The 19825-nt window shown below is 32.5% G+C and carries 13 protein-coding genes and 1 tRNA gene; 11 read left to right on the top strand and 3 right to left on the bottom strand.

Annotated elements, in window-relative coordinates; all coding sequences use genetic code 11:
• From AC1DY0_RS11520 to AC1DY0_RS11530, 3 genes are all read left to right on the top strand, one after another.
• On the top strand, positions 1-1888 hold a 1888-nt coding region (locus tag AC1DY0_RS11520; protein ID WP_477188747.1), incomplete at its 5' end, for a peptidase domain-containing ABC transporter.
• Between the two features lie 23 nt (positions 1889-1911).
• A complete protein-coding gene (locus tag AC1DY0_RS11525; protein ID WP_477188748.1) occupies positions 1912-3210 on the top strand; it encodes an HlyD family secretion protein in 1299 nt (432 codons plus the stop codon).
• A 165-nt stretch (positions 3211-3375) separates the two neighbouring features.
• Entirely contained in the window at positions 3376-6282 is a 2907-nt protein-coding gene (locus tag AC1DY0_RS11530; RefSeq protein WP_477188749.1) for an alpha-amylase family glycosyl hydrolase, read from the top strand.
• Positions 6283-6489: 207 nt separating this feature from the next.
• Here the strand turns inward: AC1DY0_RS11530 and AC1DY0_RS11535 are convergent.
• Positions 6490-6562: transfer RNA gene (locus AC1DY0_RS11535), tRNA-Phe, on the bottom strand.
• Between the two features lie 144 nt (positions 6563-6706).
• Between AC1DY0_RS11535 and AC1DY0_RS11540 the strand changes: the two genes are divergently transcribed.
• The 6 genes from AC1DY0_RS11540 (at position 6707) to AC1DY0_RS11565 (ending at position 12963) form a co-directional block, all read left to right on the top strand.
• Positions 6707-7441, top strand: a complete 735-nt coding sequence (locus tag AC1DY0_RS11540) for a type III pantothenate kinase (protein WP_477188750.1) — start codon at positions 6707-6709, stop codon at positions 7439-7441.
• Positions 7434-8684 carry a BamG family beta-barrel-assembly machinery protein gene (gene bamG, locus AC1DY0_RS11545; RefSeq protein ID WP_477188751.1) on the top strand — a complete coding sequence of 417 codons (1251 nt, stop codon included), beginning with the start codon at positions 7434-7436 and terminating at the stop codon, positions 8682-8684. Before AC1DY0_RS11540 ends, bamG begins: the two co-directional genes overlap by 8 nt.
• A gap of 43 nt (positions 8685-8727) precedes the next feature.
• A complete protein-coding gene (gene lptC, locus AC1DY0_RS11550) occupies positions 8728-9282 on the top strand; it encodes an LPS export ABC transporter periplasmic protein LptC (protein WP_477188752.1) in 555 nt (184 codons plus the stop codon).
• Positions 9283-9296: 14 nt separating this feature from the next.
• The gene (locus tag AC1DY0_RS11555) at positions 9297-9488 is read left to right on the top strand and encodes a hypothetical protein (protein ID WP_477188753.1); all 192 of its coding nucleotides are present in this window, start codon (positions 9297-9299) and stop codon (positions 9486-9488) included.
• Between the two features lie 5 nt (positions 9489-9493).
• On the top strand, positions 9494-10753 hold the full coding sequence (locus tag AC1DY0_RS11560) for a hemolysin family protein (protein ID WP_477188754.1): 1260 nt from the start codon (positions 9494-9496) through the stop codon (positions 10751-10753).
• A 110-nt stretch (positions 10754-10863) separates the two neighbouring features.
• The gene (locus tag AC1DY0_RS11565; RefSeq protein WP_477188755.1) at positions 10864-12963 is read left to right on the top strand and encodes a peptidylprolyl isomerase; all 2100 of its coding nucleotides are present in this window, start codon (positions 10864-10866) and stop codon (positions 12961-12963) included.
• A gap of 96 nt (positions 12964-13059) precedes the next feature.
• On the opposite strand, the gene AC1DY0_RS11570 is transcribed toward AC1DY0_RS11565, so the two are convergent.
• Both AC1DY0_RS11570 and AC1DY0_RS11575 read right to left on the bottom strand, forming a co-directional pair.
• Complete coding sequence (locus AC1DY0_RS11570) at positions 13060-13971, bottom strand: GYDIA family GHMP kinase (RefSeq protein WP_477188756.1); 912 nt, start codon at positions 13969-13971, stop codon at positions 13060-13062.
• A gap of 60 nt (positions 13972-14031) precedes the next feature.
• Positions 14032-15348 (bottom strand): hydroxymethylglutaryl-CoA reductase, degradative, encoded by a 1317-nt coding sequence (locus AC1DY0_RS11575; protein ID WP_477188757.1) that lies wholly within the window; start codon positions 15346-15348, stop codon positions 14032-14034.
• A 424-nt stretch (positions 15349-15772) separates the two neighbouring features.
• Here AC1DY0_RS11575 and AC1DY0_RS11580 point away from each other — a divergent pair, with 424 nt between their 5' ends.
• Entirely contained in the window at positions 15773-17992 is a 2220-nt protein-coding gene (locus AC1DY0_RS11580; RefSeq protein WP_477188758.1) for a S9 family peptidase, read from the top strand.
• A 125-nt stretch (positions 17993-18117) separates the two neighbouring features.
• Positions 18118-19806 (top strand): peptide MFS transporter, encoded by a 1689-nt coding sequence (locus tag AC1DY0_RS11585; protein ID WP_477188759.1) that lies wholly within the window; start codon positions 18118-18120, stop codon positions 19804-19806.
• Positions 19807-19825: the final 19 nt, after the last annotated feature.

Below are 19825 nucleotides of genomic sequence, written 5' to 3' on the forward strand. Positions count from 1 at the left end.
CTATATATCAGATCCTAGCCATGGCTTAATAAGCTATTCTAAAGAGGATTTCATTAAATTTTGGATAGGTAAGAACGCCCATGAGAAAACAGAAGAAGGGATTGCTCTTTTATTGGAACCAACCCCAGAGTTCCATAAAAATGAATGGGATTCAGAAAAATCCAAAAGAAGTTTTGGATACTTAACTAAGTACTTATTTCGCTACAAAGGTCTGGTTATTCAACTAATAGTAGGTTTGGCTGCCGCAAGTTTATTCTCTCTCTTATTTCCGTTTCTTACACAAAGTATTGTAGATATTGGAATTCAAACCCAAGATTTAAATTTCATCTATTTAATGCTTTTGGCTCAATTAATGCTTTTTGCTGGACAAACTTCGATCGAAGTCCTTCGGTCTTGGATAATGCTACACTTGAGTACCCGAATTCATATTTCTCTTGTTTCAGATTTTTTTATAAAATTAATGAAACTCCCAATTAGTTATTTTGATAGTCGTATGACAGGAGATATTATGCAACGCATTGGGGATAATCATAGAATTGAACAATTACTGACAGGAAGCTCACTCAATGTAATGTTTTCATTGGTAAACTTAGTAGTATTCAGTTTTGTACTTGCTTTTTACAACATCCAATTATTCCTAGTTTTTCTTATAGGCAGTATCGTATATCTCGGGTGGATATTGTTTTTCTTAAAAAAAAGAAAAGAATTAGATTACAAACGTTTCTCTCAAGTCTCTAGTGAGCAATCCAAAGTCATGGAGCTAATCAACGGAATGCAAGAAATAAAAATGCATAACGCCGAAAAGCAAAAACGTTGGGGCTGGGAGTTTGTACAAATTCGTCTTTTTAAGGTAAGTATGCAATCCCTAACACTTGAACAATGGCAATCTGTAGGATCGAACTTTATTAACCATCTTAAAGACTTATTAATTACCTTTTTCTCGGCAACATTAGTGGTAAAAGGAGATTTAACCCTAGGTATGATGCTTTCGGTACAGTATATAATTGGTCAATTGAATAGTCCATTAATGCAGATGGTAGAATTTGTTCGTTCGCTTCAAGATGCCAAAATTAGTTTAGAAAGACTAGGCGAAATTCACGATAAAGAAGATGAAGAGGACGTATTAAATCCTAAAATTCACGATTTACAACATTCTGATATTAGTATAAAAAATTTATCTTTTAGATATACAGGTAACCCAGATTATGTATTGGAAAATTTGAATTTACATATACCTAAGCAAAAAACAACAGCTATTGTTGGGACTAGTGGAAGCGGAAAAACGACTCTATTAAAACTCATTATGAAGTTTTATGAACCAAATAATGGAGAAATTATCCTTGGGAATATCAAATTTGATAATATTTCACCTAGTGCTTGGAGGTCAAATTGTGGTGTCGTAATGCAAGAAGGATTCATTTTTAATGATACCATCGCAAATAATATTGCAGTAGGAGATGATTATGTAGATAAAAACAAACTTTTGCACGCAGTTGAAACTGCCAATATTAAGGAATTTATAGAAAGCTTGCCTCTCTCCTACAATACTAAAATTGGAAATGAAGGAACGGGAATTTCTGGCGGGCAAAAACAACGTCTCTTAATAGCTAGAGCAGTTTATAAAAATCCCAATTATTTATTTTTTGACGAAGCGACTTCTTCACTTGATGCCAATAATGAAAAGGTAATTATGGAAAATCTAAATCAATTTTTAAAAGGAAAAACAGCAGTTGTTATTGCTCATCGTCTTTCAACCGTAAAAAATGCAGATCAAATAGTAGTTTTAGAAAAAGGAAAAATAGTAGAAATCGGAACTCACAAAGATTTAATTATTCTGAAAGGTAATTACTTTGAATTAGTAAAAAATCAATTAGAATTAGGAAATTAATTATTTTCAATAAAATATATAAAATGACAAAAAAAAATGTTTTAGAAGACATCGAATTACGTTCAGAATCTGTTCAGGAAGTACTGTCTAATCCTCCAGCATGGATTTTACTCTATGGAATTTCTATCATTTTTATAATAATGATACTCACTCTTATTGGTACATGGTTTGTAAAATATCCTGATATTATTTCTGCAAAAGCTGTCATTACTTCCGTAAACCCTCCAGAAAGACTAGAATCGAAAGTCAATTCTAGTATCGCCAAAATATACGTTGCTAATTCTAAAAAAGTAAAAAAAGGGGATATCTTAGCAATATTGGAGAGTACCGCAAATTATCAAGATGTACTAACGTTAACAAACGCAATCAATGCGATTAACACAAATTATCAAAACTTTAGTTTTCCATTTGACAAATTGAAAAACCTCCAACTTGGAGAAATTCAAACGGCTTATATTCAATTCCACAAAGCTTATATTGAAAATGAATTAAATCAAAAACTACAACCTTACTCACAGGAAATTAATGCAGGTCTAAGTTCACAGAATGAAAATAGCAATAGACTTTCATCTCTTTATGCTCAACAAAAATTAGAATTAGCAAAATTATCTTTAAGCGATCAACAATTTAAACGATCTCAACAACTTTTCGACAAAGGAGTAATTTCAGGCTATGATTTAGAAATTCAAAAAGTAAATAACTTACAGGCAAAACAAAGTTATGACCAGACCAATTTAGCTATTTCACAACAAAAAGAGGCTATTAATCAAACGCACAAACAAATAATAGGCAGTCAGATATCTCAAGAAAAAACAGATATTACTAATTTAAGTTCTGTTTATCAAGCCTTGGATGAATTAAAAAAAAGCATTCACATTTGGCAACAAAACTATCAATTTATTGCTAATTATGATGGCGTTTTTCAATTTCAAAATTCATGGAAAGAAAACCAACTAATCAAAACTGGTGATTTATTGGCAACCATTTTACCTGAGAACCAAGAACAATTTATAGGAAACTTAATGGTTTTGTCTCAGAATTCAGGGAAAATAAAACAAAACCAGAAAGTACTAATTAAACTGGATAATTTTCCATATCAGGAATACGGTATGTTAGAGGGTAAAATTCAAACAATGTCTACTGTTACAGATAAGGATGGTAACTATTTTATAGAAATTACTATTCCTAATGGATTGACTACAAATTTTGATAAAAAATTAAAATTCGATAAAGAGCTAATGGGTCATGCCGATATTATTACAGATGATATGCGTTTAATAGAACGCATATTTTATCAATTTAGAAAATTAACTATTAGATAATAAAATCAAAATTGAAGTAGATATTTTTCACTTATGCGAAAAAACATCCTAAAAAAACAAAGTTTTTAACACTACAACGTTATCGTAAATTGTTTGTTACTGGCTCTTAATTATAGTATTATCTTTATAAGAAATCAAAAACTAAAATAGAATTAAATTAAAATTATGAAAAAAACTATACTTTTATTATTGCTTTTTTTATCCTTAGGGAGCATGGCACAGCAAGTTACCATATCTCCCTCTACATTTAACGTTACAGACCAAATAACCATAACTGTTTCATTTGCATCAGCAACATGTAATACGATGGGTTCAAACCCTGCAAAAGTATATATGCATTCTGGTATTGGAGATGACACCAACGCATTTGGATATGCAGTGGTTGGAAATTGGGGAGCTGATGACAGTCTTGGTTTAATGACAAAAAATGTTGACGGTACTTGGAGCAAAACAATTACACCTAGCACTTATTTTGGTTTAAGTGCCAGCCAACAAGCTACCGCTACAAAGCTAGGAATGGTATTTCGCAATGCTTCTGGATCTGCAACTCTAAAATTGGCGCCTACTTGCAAAGACTTCATCTTTAATGTTGGAAATTTCCAAGTTAATTTAACTTCGCCTATCCAAAACAGTACCACAATTTTAACGTCTGGCGGAAGTCTTTCGATTGCTGCTACGAATACCAATGGGGTTGCAAGTTATAATTTAAAATCAAATGGAATTAGCATCAATACAAATGCGAGTACTTCGAATTATTCGTTCATCCACACTAATATTACTAACAATCAAAACTATGAACTAGAAATAACTCAAGGGACGACAACTTTAACTAAAAAATTCAGCGTAGTTATAACTCCAAATACAGTTTCTGAAGCCATTCCTGCTGGTATGGTCGATGGAATCAATTACAATTCAAATGATGACACCAAAGCAACTTTAGTTTTAGACGCTCCTTTAAAAGATTTTGTTTATGTAGCGGGTAGTTTTAATAACTGGCAACCTGGCACATCTTATACAATGAAAAAAGATGCTACCTCTGGATCAACAAAATTTTGGATAGAATTGACAGGATTAGTATCGGGAACAAATTATACCTATCAATATTGGGTCGGAGAAACAACTCCTATCGCCAACTCTCCTGCCCTTGTAAAAACAGCAGATCCTTATTCAACTTTAGTGTTATCCTCTGAAGATAAGGCAATTACTTCTTCAACTTACCCTAATATGCCTGAATATCCTGTAGGTCAAGACAAAGAAGTAACCGTTTTGCAAACTGGGCAAACTCCTTATGCTTGGAGCAGTGCAACGACTAATTTTGTAAAACCAGAAAAAGATAAATTGGTAGTTTATGAAGTGTTAGTAAGAGATTTTGATGCCAATAGAAATTATCAAAATTTAATAGACCGTATCGATTATTTTAAAAACTTAAAAATCAATGCTATCGAACTAATGCCAGTTATGGAATTTGAAGGAAACGATAGTTGGGGATACAACACTTCTTTCCACATGGCATTGGATAAGTTTTATGGCTCTTCTACCAAATTAAAAGAATTGATTGACTTATGCCATCAAAACGGAATTGCGGTAATTCTGGATGTAGCCTTAAATCACGCTTTTGGAAGAAATCCAATGATACGTATGTGGATGAATGATCCTGAAGGAGATGGATATGGTTCTCCAACTGCAGAAAACCCTTATTTCAATACTGTTGCAATGCACAGCTATAGCGTAGGCGAAGATTTTAATCATTCTTCAACTTATACAAAAAATTATGTTAAAAGAGTAATTAAACAATGGATTGAAGAATACAAAATTGATGGATTCCGTTGGGATTTAACCAAAGGATTTACACAAAATTGCCCTTCCACAGTTTCGGGCGGACAAGACGCTTGTACAGGAAATTATCAACAAGACAGAGTTGACATTTTAAAGGGCTACGCAGATTACTCATGGTCTCTAGACCCTACACATTATACAATTTTTGAACACTTAGGAACTGATACTGAAGAAAAGGAATGGGCCAATTATAGGATTAACGATCCCATTAGTAAAGGAGTTATGATGTGGGGAAATATGAATTACAATTACAACCAATTATCAATGGGTTATAATTCAAGCAATGATATTTCAAGAATGTATGGACCAAAGCATAGTGGTTTTCTAGGAAATAGAGTAATGGGCTATGCTGAAAGCCATGATGAAGAGCGATTGATGTATAAAAATTTACAAAATGGAAACAGTACAAACTCTTCCCATAATGTAAAAAATCTTAACGTTGCTTTATCAAGAATGTCAGCAATAGGAGCCGTTTCTTTATTAATTCCTGGTCCAAAAATGATTTGGCATTTTGGAGATTTAGGATGGGAAAAATCAATTTACACCTGTACTGATGGCATAGTGAATGACAATTCCTCAACAATAGCAGGAGATTGTAAATTATCAACCAAACCACAACCTCAATGGGTGAATAACTGGCTAAATGATGGCTACCGTAATAAAATTTACAATGATTGGGCCAGAATGATTACTTTAAAAACTACCGAAGCTGTATTTTCAGGAACAGCCACTATAGCATCAGGAACAACATTAACACCGAATATTAAAATTACAAATAGTGCTTTGTCAAGTACAGATCTTAAAGATGTTCTTATCATTGCCAATTTTGATGTAACGGCCAAAAATGTGGCTACAGGCTTCCAATATACGGGAGCTTGGTACAATTTAATGGATAATTCACCTTACACTGTTACAAATACCACTGCTACCATTACTTTACAACCTGGTGAATTTAGAATTTACGGAAATAAAACGGCTACTTTGGCCACTACTGATTTTGAAGTATTAAAATATCTCTACATTTATCCGAATCCAGCTTCTAGTTATTTTACGTTAAATACCAATACAAGCAAAGTCCAAATTTATTCTATAACAGGTCAATTAGTTAAAACGTTCAACAAAAGTAAAACTAAAGACCAGCAATATAGTGTTAGCGATTTAGATAACGGAATGTATTTTGTTAAGGCTTACAACGACGAAAATCAAGTAAAAGTGATGAAGTTCATCAAACAATAGATTAAATAAAAAAAATATTTTGGATTAGTTTATTTTTAATCAGCCACCGAATTAAGTTTTGGTGGCTTTTTTTTAAAATAAATTCAGAAGGCTATAAAAAGTATTATGGCATGATCCCTTTTGCACCTGATCCCCTGATCCATTAAAATTAAGCATTTTTTGGAAAGGTATGAAAAACAAAAAACCCACTCGTTTGAGTGGGTTTTGTGGTACCTCCAGGGATCGAACCAGGGACACATGGATTTTCAGTCCATTGCTCTACCATCTGAGCTAAGGTACCTTGCTTATTAGCCCACTTTGCTGCTATTTTCATAGGAGTTCTGTGAACTTGTTTGCGGGTGCAAATATAGAATCTTTTTTAAATTAAACAATACATTTTTTAAAAAAAATCTATTCGTATCTTAGCATTTTTAAAAAAGATACTATGGTTTTAACTATTGATGTAGGGAATACAAGAATCAAAGGTGCTGTTTTTGAGGAGTATAAGACAGTAGAGTTTTTTATTTTTTCTAAAGATGAAATTCAGGAAAAAATAGAAAGTATTTTAAAAAAATATGAAAAAGTCGTGTATTTGGTTGTGGCTTCAGTTGGGAGTATAGATAAAAATTCGTTTTTATATTTTCAAAAAAAACTTGATGTATGGTTTGTTTCCCATGAAGATGCTTTTCCTTTTGCCAATAATTATGCTACTCCAAAAACCTTAGGTATAGACAGGATGGTATTGGCTGCTGGTGCAACTTTGCAGTTTCAAGGTCAAAATCGATTAATTATAGACGCTGGAACTTGCGTGACGTACGATTTTGTAGATCAAAATGATGTGTATCATGGTGGAGCTATTTCTCCAGGTTTACGTTTGCGATACGAATCGTTACACAACTTCACCGAAAAACTACCTTTGTTGACCGTTGAGAGTCCTAAAGATTTCATTGGAGATTCAACCGCAGAAGCAATTCATTCAGGAGTTGTAAATGGATTGGTCTATGAGATTAATGGTTTTGTCGATGAATATCAATCAAAATACTCAAATTTTATAATAATTTTAACGGGTGGAGACACAGAATTTTTGKCTAAACGATTAAAAAATACCATATTTGCCAATTCAAATTTTCTGTTAGAGAGTTTGAACCAAATTTTTCAATATAAAATAGAAAATGATTAAAAAAATTATTGTTATTGCATGTTTCTTTTTTTCACTAATGTCTAATGCTCAAAGTGGATCTGCCTCTCCTTACTCTTTTTTCGGAATTGGTGAATCCAGATTTAAAGGGAATCTTGAAAATCGTTCTATGGGAGGTTTGAATATCGAGCAAGACAGTCTTCATATTAACATTTTGAATCCTGCTAGTTTTGCCAGCACGAGGTTTACTACTTTTACTATTGGGGGGAATTATACTTCTACCAGTCTGAAGACTGACTCCAATAAAGAAAATGCACAAAGAACAACTGTGGATTATTTGGCGGTTGCTTTGCCATTAGGGAAAATTGGTGTTGGATTTGGATTATTGCCTTATACTTCAGTTGGATATAATATTCAATCGACAAGTTCAGAACCAGATGGAGTAAATAATGTAATGAAGGGGACTGGTGGTTTAAACAAAGCTTTTTTTTCATTGGGATATACGGTTATTCCAAATTTAGTGGTTGGGGCTGATATCCAGTATAATTTTGGAAGAATTAATAATACAAATCTAGAGTATATTTCAGGAGTGACTGTAGGAACTCAAGAGGAGAATAAAGCAGATTTGAATGGGTTTACAGCTAATTTTGGTGCAATGTATAAACACAAAATCTATAAAAAAATAAATTTATATAGTAGCTTTACATTCACTCCGCAAAGTAAATTGTCTTCTACCAATACTAGAACAATTTCTACGGTAAACTATAATTCTAATTTTGATGTGGGTGTTATTGATGCCGTGGATGCGAGAGAAATTAGAACAGATTTGATGATTCCTGAAAAAATCTCTTTCGGATTTGGTGCGGGGCAAACTAAGAAATGGATGATAGGTACCCAAATGGTTTTCCAAAACGTTGGAAAACTAGCATCTGATTATAATACTTCAAGCAATACAACTTATGGGAAATATTCTAGTTATACCTTAGGAGGTTATTATGTTCCGAATTATAATGTTTTTTCTAAATATTATCAAAAAGTAGTATATAGAGCTGGTTTGAAATACACAAAAACAGGTACTATCATCAAGTCAGAAGAGATTGATGATAAAGGAATAACTCTAGGTTTTGGATTACCAATTTCTGGTAGTTTGTCCAATGTTAATGTTGGTTTAGAATACGGGCAAAGAGGTACAACTGCTAAAGGGCTAGTTCAAGAAAATTATTTTACTTTTGCAGTGAGTTTCTCTCTTAATGACAAATGGTTTGGACACAGAAAAATTGACTAATTACAAGTCAAGTAAAATCTGTTTTCCTAATTGATATTCTATTATGACTTTCTATAAAAAATACATCCTATTGTTTTTGTTGCCAGCTATTGTTGTTAGTATGGTTTTGGGCTGTGAGAGTAATTTTAAGGAAGTTCAAAAAAATGATTATTCAGAATTTGTTCCCAGTGGTGATGCCGACAATGTGAATTTAAAATACACAGATTCCGGAAAAATAAAATCCATATTGGTGAGTCCAAAAATGTTTGATTATGCAAATGTTGATTTTGCATTTACGGAATTTCCTAAAGGGGTTGACGTAACAATTTATGATGAGAAAGGTAAAAGAACTTTCATCAAGTCTAATTATGCAGTTTCCTATAAACAAACCAGTATTATAGATTTACAGGGGAAAGTAAAAATCACTTCGGAATCTGGGCAAATGCTAGAAACGGAACAGTTGTATTTTGACCAAAAAAATCAATGGTTTTATACTGAGAAAAAATTTAAATTGACAGATGCGAAAGGCGGTTCAACTGGACAGGGAATTGATTTCAGCAAAGACTTTAAAGTAGTGAATTCGCAACGAATAGAAGGAGAGATTGAATCTTCAGAATAATAAAAAATAATAACATGAATTTCTTAAAATATACCTCATACCTTTACTTAGCTTTTGGAATCTATTTTCTTTACGATGCATATACAAAATGGAATACTAACGAAACACCTTTGTTGAGTTTTATAATTGCTGGTCTTGCCATTTTTATGTTTTTCTTTAGAAGAAAGTTTTCCAAGAAATTTGAAGACAGAAATAAACAATCCTAAATACTATGGAAATAGGTATCATAATATTCTGTTTAATACTATGTGCTTTTTTTTCAGGAATGGAGATAGCCTTTATCTCTTCGAATAAAATTTATTTAGAATTAGAGAAAAAACAAGACAGTTTTCTTTCAAAAACTCTTACACGACTTACCGAGAAACCTTCAAAATTCATTGCAGCAATGCTTATTGGTAACAATATAGCACTTGTGGTTTATGGTTTTTTCATGGGTGAGTTGTTAATGGGTTGGTTGCAGCTATTTAATTTACATTTTTCCGATTTTACGAGTCTTTTGATTCAAACTGTAATTTCAACATTTATTGTTTTAATGACAGCTGAGTTTCTTCCGAAAGTCTTTTTTCAGATTTATGCCAATTCACTGATTAAGTTTTTTGCCATTCCAGCCTATTTCTTTTATAAATTATTCTATTTCATTTCTACTTTTCTGATTTGGATTTCTGATTTTGTTTTGAAAAGATTTTTTAAAACTGAAGGGGATCAAGTACAGCTTTATTTTAGTAAAGTAGAATTGGGGAACTATATCAACGAGCAAATGAGTACGGTTGAAGACCATGAAGAAGTGGATTCTGAAATACAGATATTCAGAAATGCGCTGGATTTTTCGGGAGTAAAGGCTCGGGATGTAATGACGCCAAGGACTGAAATTGCTGCACTAGAAATGGATGAATCGCTGGAAAATCTCAAAGAATTGTTTATAGAAACAGGGTATTCAAAAATGGTAATTTACCAAAATTCATTAGACGATATCATTGGTTATGTCCATTCTTTTGATTTGTTCAAAAAACCTTCAACGATTAAGGAGATTGTTATTCCAGTTGAGTTTATCCCAGAAGCTATCTATGTAAAAGACGCTATGAGTTTGTTGACCAAAAAGCGAAAAAGCGTGGCGGTTGTATTGGATGAGTATGGCGGGACATCGGGAATTCTGACTATCGAGGATATAGTTGAAGAACTCTTTGGTGAAATTGAAGACGAGCATGATTTGGATGAAGAATTGATAGAAAAAGAACTTGAAGAGGGGGTTTTTTTATTCTCTGCCCGTTTTGACGTCGAATATTTGAATCTGACCTATAAATTGGCCATTCCTGAAAGTGATTCTTATGGCACGCTTGGAGGATTTATTGTAGATTTTACCAAGGAAATTCCTCAAAAAGGAGATGAGATTACCATCGAAAACTATCATTTTGTAATAGAAGAAGCGACAAATAAGAAGATTGAATTGGTTAAAATGACTATCAAAGACTGAGATTCTTTTTTTAATTTAAAAAAAAACAAAAAAAAAACAGTAGTTCTATAATTATTAATTAGATAATTGTATTTTCGCAAACAAAATTTTAAAATAAACAATAATATACAATGGCAGTTTTATCAAAAATTAGACAACATTCCGCTATAATGATTGGAGTTATTGCTCTAGCATTATTCTCATTTATAATCCAGGATCTTTTTACGAAAGGAAATTTTGGTAAGAGCTCAAAGGATGTTGGAAGCATCAATGGAAAGGATATCGCATTTGAAGACTTTAGGGTTAAAGTAAGCAATGTAGAAAAAAGTGGACAGGGAATTTCTTCAACAGAAGCTTCTAGACAAGTGTGGGATCAAGAAGTGACTATTGCTTTGCTTTCTGCTGAATTTGATAAATTAGGATTAAGAGTAGGAGAGAAGCATATTATGGATGTTCTTAAAGCAGATCAAAATATTGGTAAAAATCCAATGTTTTTAAATGCTGCTGGTATGTTTGATGTTGTTAAATTCAAAGAGTACTTCAAAGCAAATCCAGAGCAAGCACAATATTTGAAAGACAGAGAAAAAAGCGCTGAATTGAATGCTAAATTTCAAATTTATAATACTTTATTAAAAGCGGGTATTTATACAACTGAAAGTGAAGGGAAATTCAATTACGAAATGGGAAGTAACAAAGTGAACTTTGCTTATGTTGCTGGTCTATTTTCTAGTATAAAAGACAGTGAAGTTAAAGTTACTGACGCTGATATTTTGGATTACATGAAAGCGAGTCCAAAAAAATTCAAATCTGAAGAAACTCGTAAAGTTGAATATGTTTTAATTGAAGATAAAGCATCTCCGGCAGATGTAAATGAAGTTAAAACTAAAGTTAATTCATTATTGACAGGAAGTGTAGTTTACAATCAAGCAACTGGTAAAAATGATACTTTAGCAGGTTTTAAAAATACTAAAAATGTGATTGAATTTGTAAATTCAAATTCTGATGTGCCTTACGATTCTTCATATGTTGCCAAAAAAGATTTGCCTGCAGTTGATGCTGATAAATTGTACAACTTAGCACCAGGTGAAGTTTATGGACCATATGTTTTTGGGAAATACTACTGTCTTTCAAAATCGTTGGGAAGAAAAGCAGGTGTGAATGCAAAAGCAAGCCATATCCTTATTAGTTATGAAGGAACTCAAGTTCCTAATAAAAGAGAAAAAAGAACTAAAGAGGAAGCTAAAGCTAAAGCTGAAGAAATTTTAGCTCAAGTAACTGCAAATCCAGATAGTTTCTTGATGTTGGCTTTCACTAGTTCAGATGATTCATCTGCACAACAAGGTGGAGATTTAGGATATTTTGGACAAGGTCAAATGGTGAAACCTTTTAATGATTTCGTTTTCAATAATGGAATTGGAAAAGTTGGGTTGGTAGAAACTCCATTTGGTTACCACATCATTAAAATCACTGACAAACAAGACGGAATTCGTTTGGCAACTGTAGCTCAAAAAATTGAAGCTTCAGAAGCTACTTCTGATAAAGTATTTACCCAAGCAACTAAATTTGAAATGGATGTTGCTGATAAAGATTTTAATAAAGTAGCCAAAGATATGGCTCTTACTGTAGCACCAGCGGTTTCAGTAAAAGCAATGGATGAAAATTTTGGTCCTCTAGGAAATCAAAGAACTATTGTAAGATGGGCTTTTGAAAAAGACACTAAAGAAGGTGCTGTAAAAAGATTTGAAGTAGCTAATTTAGGGCACGTAATTGCAAAAGTTAAAACTATTGATAACTCTGGATTAGTTCCAGTAGATCAAGCTAGACCTTATGTAGAGCAAATTCTTAAAAACAAGAAAAAAGCAGAGTTGTTAAAAGCTAAAATGAGCGGAAGTTCATTGGAAGCTATCGCAAAAGCTACTGGTACGACTGTACAACAAGCTACTGATGTTACTTTGGAAAATCCAGTTTTAACAGGTGGTGTTGGTCAAGAACCAAAAGTAGTAGGGAATGCATTTGCATTGGCTGCTAATAAATTGTCAGCTCCAATTGAAGGAGTTACTGGAGTTTATGTAGTGAAAAACATAAGCACAGTTAAAGCGCCAGTTTTAAAAAGTTATGCTGATAATGTAACCAAATTAAAAGCACAAAATGCTTCTGAAATAAACAGAGTATTGCCAGCTTTAAAAGAAGGTGCTGATATTAAAGATAACAGAAAAGATTTTAATTACTAAACAGTAATTTTCAAACATAAAAAACCCGATACTTATAAACTGMAAGTATCGGGTTTTTTGTTTTATTGATTTTTGAGTCAGTATTTGTGGTAGATATTATAATATCATTTCATGATAAGGAATAATGGTTTCAAATCCTTTGGACCTAAAATAAGGACTAGGATTTTCTTTAGAAAGGATTAATACAAAATCGCCTCCCCATGCCCCAAGGCTTTTTATGGTTCCATCAAAATCGGGAAACAAGGATTCTTTAACGGTTTTTATTTCAAGAATGGAACTCAGTTCTTTTTCGTGTTTTTCTAACGCTTGCGCAAAAGTGTTTTCGTCTTTTGCGTTCAAAACAGTTTCAGTAAGTTGATCGATAATTTTTTTCGCGTCTTCTAAATTGCTTTTTTTTTCTTTATAGGAARCAATGGCACTTTTGCTATTTTGCTTTTGGTTAAGATAAACAAAGTATAGTTTTTCTGTAAATGTTGGATGGAATTTTACTTTTTCAACAACTGGCTTTCCTTGCTCGAGATGATATATGATGGGATTGTCATTTTGCGCACAGGCAATATCATAACCGCTGCCTCCAAAACTGTTTTTAAGCAGTTCAAAGGCATTAATATTAAACCATTGGGCGATGTTGTTTATTAATGTAGAAGAAGTTCCTAATCCCCATTTTTTCGGGAAACTCAATTGGGTTGAAACGGTATAGCCTTCTGAATTTAAAATTGTATCTGGATTCAATTGATAGGCGGATCGTAAAATGGTAATTAGAGTGTTTTTTACAGATTCTTTTTCAAATGGAGTGTTGGAAATAATTGCCGAAAACGGAATGGTGTCTTCAAACCAAACACTTCCATCCGCATCATGGCTTTTCCATTTTATTTCTTGGTTTCCATTTTTATCTACAATCAGGTTTTGTCCAAATTTTGTTGGCAAAGCCAATGCTTTTGCACTATCAAGAACGAGATATTCTCCTGTTATCAAAAGTTTTCCGTTACTGTAAAATGTTTTTTTCATTGTTTTATAAACTCAAACAGCCTTGATAAAGTTTTAAATTTTGACAAAGCTTAAGGGTAATTATTTCCTTAAATCTTCAATGTAATCAACTACGGCACTATGGGAAACAACATGATGTTTGAAGTGTTTTTTTATCAAAATACGTTCTTCTTCATTGGCTTCAAACTGATTTAGGATATTGTTCAAATGCATTTTCATATGTCCATCTTGAATTCCTGTTGTAGTCAAAGAACGCAATGCGGCAAAGTTTTGTGCCAAGCCTGCTACTGCAACAATTTGCATTAATTCTTTGGCAGAAGGTTTTTCAAGCATTTCTAAAGACAATTTCACTAAAGGATGAAGTGATGTCAATCCACCAACTGTTCCTAATGCTAAAGGAATTTCCAGCCAAAAACTAAAAATTCCGTTTTCTATTTTGGCATGGGACAAACTGGAGTAATGTCCTTTTCTAGAAGCATAGGCGTGAATTCCAGCTTCTACAGCTCTAAAATCGTTTCCGGTTGCAAGAACAACAGCGTCAATTCCGTTCATAATTCCTTTATTGTGAGTTACGGCACGGTATGGTTCCACTTCGGCAATTTGAACAGCTTGAACAAATTTGGTTGCAAATTCATGAGGATATTCAATGTGTTTTTCAGCTAAATCTTCAATTGGGCAAGAAACTTCGGCACGAACGATGCAATCAGGAACATAGTTGGAGAGAATGCTCATAACTATTTGTATGTTCTTTTCTTCTTCGGTAAACATCTCAAAAGTTAGCGCTTCTTCTTTTAATGTTTTGGAAAATTGTTCCAAACAAGAGTTGATGAAGTTGGCACCCATGCTGTCTTTGGTTTCAAAAGTAGCATGTAGTTGATAGTAATTCGGCAATAAACTGGTTTTATTTTTTAGGATGATATCCAAAATACCACCACCACGTTTTTGCATATTTTTGGTTATGCTTTCGGTTGTTGTAAATAATTTAGATTTTAATTGGGCAAAGAATAACGTCAGTTTGGATTCGTCACCTTTGTAAATAAAATGTACCTGACCAATTTTTTCAGTACTAATAACGGTTGCTTTGAAGCCTCCTCGAGTTGACCAAAATTTTGCTGCTTTGGAAGCGGCTGCAACAACTGAGCTTTCTTCAATAGCCATTGGGATTGTGGTGTATTTTCCATTAATCAGAAAATTTGGGGCAACACCCAAAGGAATGTAAAAATTAGAAATCGTATTTTCTATGAATTCATCGTGTAGTTTTTGAATTTTTTCGTCAGAATTCCAGTAGTTTTTAAGTAGTGCTATGGCTTCACTTGGAGTTGAAAAATAGTGATTGGCGATCCAGTTTATTTTTTCTTCTTTGGATAATTTAGAAAATCCAGCAACAGCGTTGTTCATAGGTATAAATTATAGCTTTATAATCGCAAAGATACACATTCCATTTTATTGCTTTTTTCTAAATGAATCTGTATTGCGAATTAGATTAATTTATTTAGAGGATTGATTTTTTGATGTTTAAAATTGTATGCTTATTATATGGTAAAAAGCTTTGTTTTTATTATAAAATTTTAAATACTACAAAATCAATGTAAAGAATGATTGTACTTTGTTCAGTTGTTCAAAAATATTCACTGATATTGTTAAAAATAATTTTTTATAACATTTAACAATGCAAAAGTGTTTTATTTATAAAATTTTCACTAAAATTGTCGCTTTTATAACTTAATCCATATTATGTAAAGAGTATGACATTAAATTGGTAGAAATGCTAATTATGATATACTAATTATATATCCCAAAAGAAAATAAATTTACCTAGAATATGAATTCGAATAAGATTACTGTGTTACTTTTCTTTTTGTGTGTTACTGTATTTGGGCAACAAAAAATTACTGTTGATGAAATTTTTACAGGTGCTTTTCGTGCCGAAGGAATGGATGAATTGCAATCAATGAAAAATACCAATCAGTACACGGTATTAAATTCTGATAGAGCAAGTAGAAGTATGCAAATCGATCTTTATGATTTTGCAACGTTAAAAAAAGTTTCAAACCTTATTGATACTAAAAGTTTCAAAGAACTAGCAGGCGGGATTGATAGTTATACTTTTGATGATTCTGAAAAAGAGATACTAATTGCTTGTCATTCAAACAAAATCTTCCGTCACTCTTTTACAGCAGATTATTTCTTATATGACATTGCTGCTAAAACCCTAACAAAACTTTTTGATTTCCAGGTTCAAGAGCCTACTTTTTCTCCTGATGGAACTAAAATTGCTTATGCCAAAGAAAACAATTTATATGTTTATGACGTAGCTTCAAAAAAATCAACAGCAGTTACTACCGATGGGAAAAAGAATGCTATAATTAATGGAATTACTGATTGGGTTTATGAAGAGGAATTTGCTTTTGTTCGTGCCTTTGATTGGAGTAAAGACAGCAAAAAACTAGCTTATATTCGTTTTGATGAAAGTGCAGTGCCAGAATTTTCAATGTCTATTTTTCAAAAAAGTTTATATCCAACAGTTGAGACTTTCAAATATCCTAAGGCTGGAGAGAAAAACTCGTTAGTTTCATTGCATTTATATAATGTAGATTCTAAGGCTTTAATAAATGTGGATTTAGGGAAATATAATGATTTTTATATTCCAAGAATAGAATGGACAAATGATGCCAATGTCTTGTCTGCCAAAATAGTAAATCGTCATCAAGATAATTTAGATTTATTATTCGTTGAGGGAACAACTGGAACCTCTAAAGTTGTTTTTAATGAAACAGAAAAAGGTTATATTGATTTTATTGATACGGATAACTTAACTTTCTTAAAAGATAATAGCTTTATTTGGACAAGTGAAAAAGATGGTTTCAACCACGTTTATCTTTATGATAAAACTGGAAAACTAAAAAATCAAGTTACTAAAGGAAACTGGGAGGTTACTTCATACTACGGTTTCGATGAAAAAACAAAAACCATTTTTTACCAATCTACAGAAAATGGTTCTATCAACAGAGATATTTATCGCATAGGATTAGACGGTAAAAACAAAGTTCGTTTATCTAAAAACACAGGAACAAATGCAGGGACTTTTAGTCCAAATTTCCAATTTTTTATTAATACTTTCTCAAGTGCTTCTCAAGCTACGACCTATACTTTAAACGAGTCAAAAACAGGGAAAGAAATTCAGGTTATTGAGAACAATAAAGAACTTTCCGCTAAACTGTTAGCTTATAATTTACCAGCAAAAGAATTTTTTGTTTTAAAAACAGCAAAAGGAAACGAACTTAATGCTTGGATTATGAAACCAAAAGATTTTGATGCTTCCAAAAAATATCCAGTTTTTATGATTCAATATTCAGGACCAGGATCACAACAAGTGGTAAATGGATGGGGTAGCTCTAATGAATATTGGTTTATGATGTTGGCACAACAGGGGTACATTGTCGCTTGTGTTGATGGAAGAGGAACTGGTTTTAAAGGTGCCGATTTCAAGAAAGTAACACAATTACAATTAGGGAAATTTGAAGTTGAAGATCAAATTGATGCTGCAAAAGTAATAGGGTCTTATCCTTATGTAGATGCTTCAAGAATTGGAATTTGGGGATGGAGTTATGGTGGATTTATGGCATCCAACTGTATTTTTCAAGGAGCCGACGTTTTCAAAATGGCAATTGCAGTGGCACCAGTAACCAACTGGCGTTTTTATGACAGTATTTATACAGAAAGATATATGCAAACTCCACAAGAGAATGCAAGCGGATATGATAATAATTCACCAATTAATCATGTAGACAAATTAAAAGGGAAATTCCTTTTGATTCATGGTTCAGGTGATGACAATGTTCATGTACAGAATTCTATGCAAATGATGGAAGCGTTAATTCAAGCTAATAAACAATTTGATTCTCAAATATATCCAGATAAAAATCATGGTATTTATGGAGGTAAAACTAGAATACAGTTGTATACGAAAATGACTAATTTTATAAACGAAACTTTGGGAAGTAATAATGATCCAAAGCAACAAGGTAATGTACAACCTTAATTCTGCCAAAATAAGTGGATTGAATTATTGAAGGTGGTTCAAGAATACAATTGGAAGCCGAAATAACTAATTATATCAAAGAAAATTTACAAACCAAAATAAAAAAACAAATACCAAAAACAAAAATGACAGAAACTCAAACGAAAACAGCACATCCAAAAGGACTTTGGGTGTTATTTGGAACCGAAATGTGGGAACGTTTCAACTTCTACGGAATGCGAACCCTGTTGACCCTATTTTTAGTAAATTCTCTATTAATGAAAGAGGAAGATGCCTCTTTAATTTATGGAGGTTTTTTAGGGTTATGTTATTTGACTCCAATGTTGGGTGGTTTTATTGCAGATCGTTTTTTTGGGAATAGAAATTGCATTATGCTTGGTGGATTATTGATGGCCATTGGACAATTGTTATTATTTACCAGTGCCAGCGTTTTTGGAGATAATTTAGGTTTAGCAACTGCTATAATGTATTCTGGATTAGGTGTAATCATTTTTGGGAATGGTTTCTTCAAACCAAACATTTCAAGTATGGTGGGTAGTTTGTATCCAAAACAAGAAAAAAGCAAACTAGATACGGCCTTTACTATTTTCTATATGGGAATTAATATAGGAGCTTTTTTAGGTCAGTTTATTTGCCCATTGGTAGGTGATGTAAAAACTGAAGGAATCAGAGATATTCATGCTTTCAAATGGGGATTCCTTGCTGCAGCTATGGCAATGATTATAGGGACATTGGTGTTTTATTTCTTGAAAAATAAATATGTAGTAACTCCAGATGGTAATCCATTAGGTGGACTTCCTTCTAAAAATGTTTCATCTGATTATGAAGAAGGAGAAGCACAAAGTGCCGTTTTTTCTTCTAAAGCATTAATAGTATCAGTATTCGCTTTTGTTGGAATGTTCTTGCTGTTTCATTTTTCGGTAGATGGGGATAATGTTGTTAAAACAATTATTTACCCAATTATTTATGCCTGTGGTATCACTTTAGCTGGTTTAATTTTGTCGGATAGTTCATTAACAAAAGTAGAGAAAGATAGAATTTGGGTTATTTATATTATTTCCTTTTTCATTATTTTCTTTTGGGCTGCATTTGAACAAGCAGGTTCTTCATTAACTTTTATTGCAGATAATCAAACGGATAGAAACTTTTTTGGTTGGCAAATGCCAGCATCAATGGTTCAAATTTTTAATGGATTGTTTGTTGTTGCATTAGCAGTTCCATTCAGCATGCTATGGGATAAATTAAGAGCTAATGACAAAGAACCAATTTCTCCAGTAAAATTGGCTTTCGGATTATTAATAATTGCTATAAGTTTCTTTATGATTGCCAATCAGGTAAAAGATTTAGGAACTTCAGGGTTGTTAGCTGTTAAATGGTTAATATTATTATATCTATTGAATACTTGTGCTGAGTTATGTTTGTCACCAATTGGTTTATCATTGGTTGGGAAATTATCACCAAAGCGTTTTTCTTCTTTATTGTATGGAGTGTTTTTCTTGTCGAATGCATCAGGATATGCGCTAGCGGGAACTTTAGGGTCAATATTACCAGCGACAGGAGATAAATTTACTAAAGCAAAAGAATTAGGAATTGATTTGCAAGCTGTATTAGACAAAAAAATTATACCAACCGCGGAGCAATTGCAATTATTAGATAAACATCAAATTATGGATCATAATCCAATTTTTGTAGGTTTCGAAATTCACAATTTATTTGAATTTTTCATGGTTTTTGTTAGTTTGACTGGTCTTGCAGCAATACTATTGTTTGCACTAACTCCATTTTTGAAAAAAATGATGCACGGTGTACGATAATTCAATAAAATAAAAATAA

It is taken from the genome of Flavobacterium sp. P1_E4 (assembly GCF_056405915.1).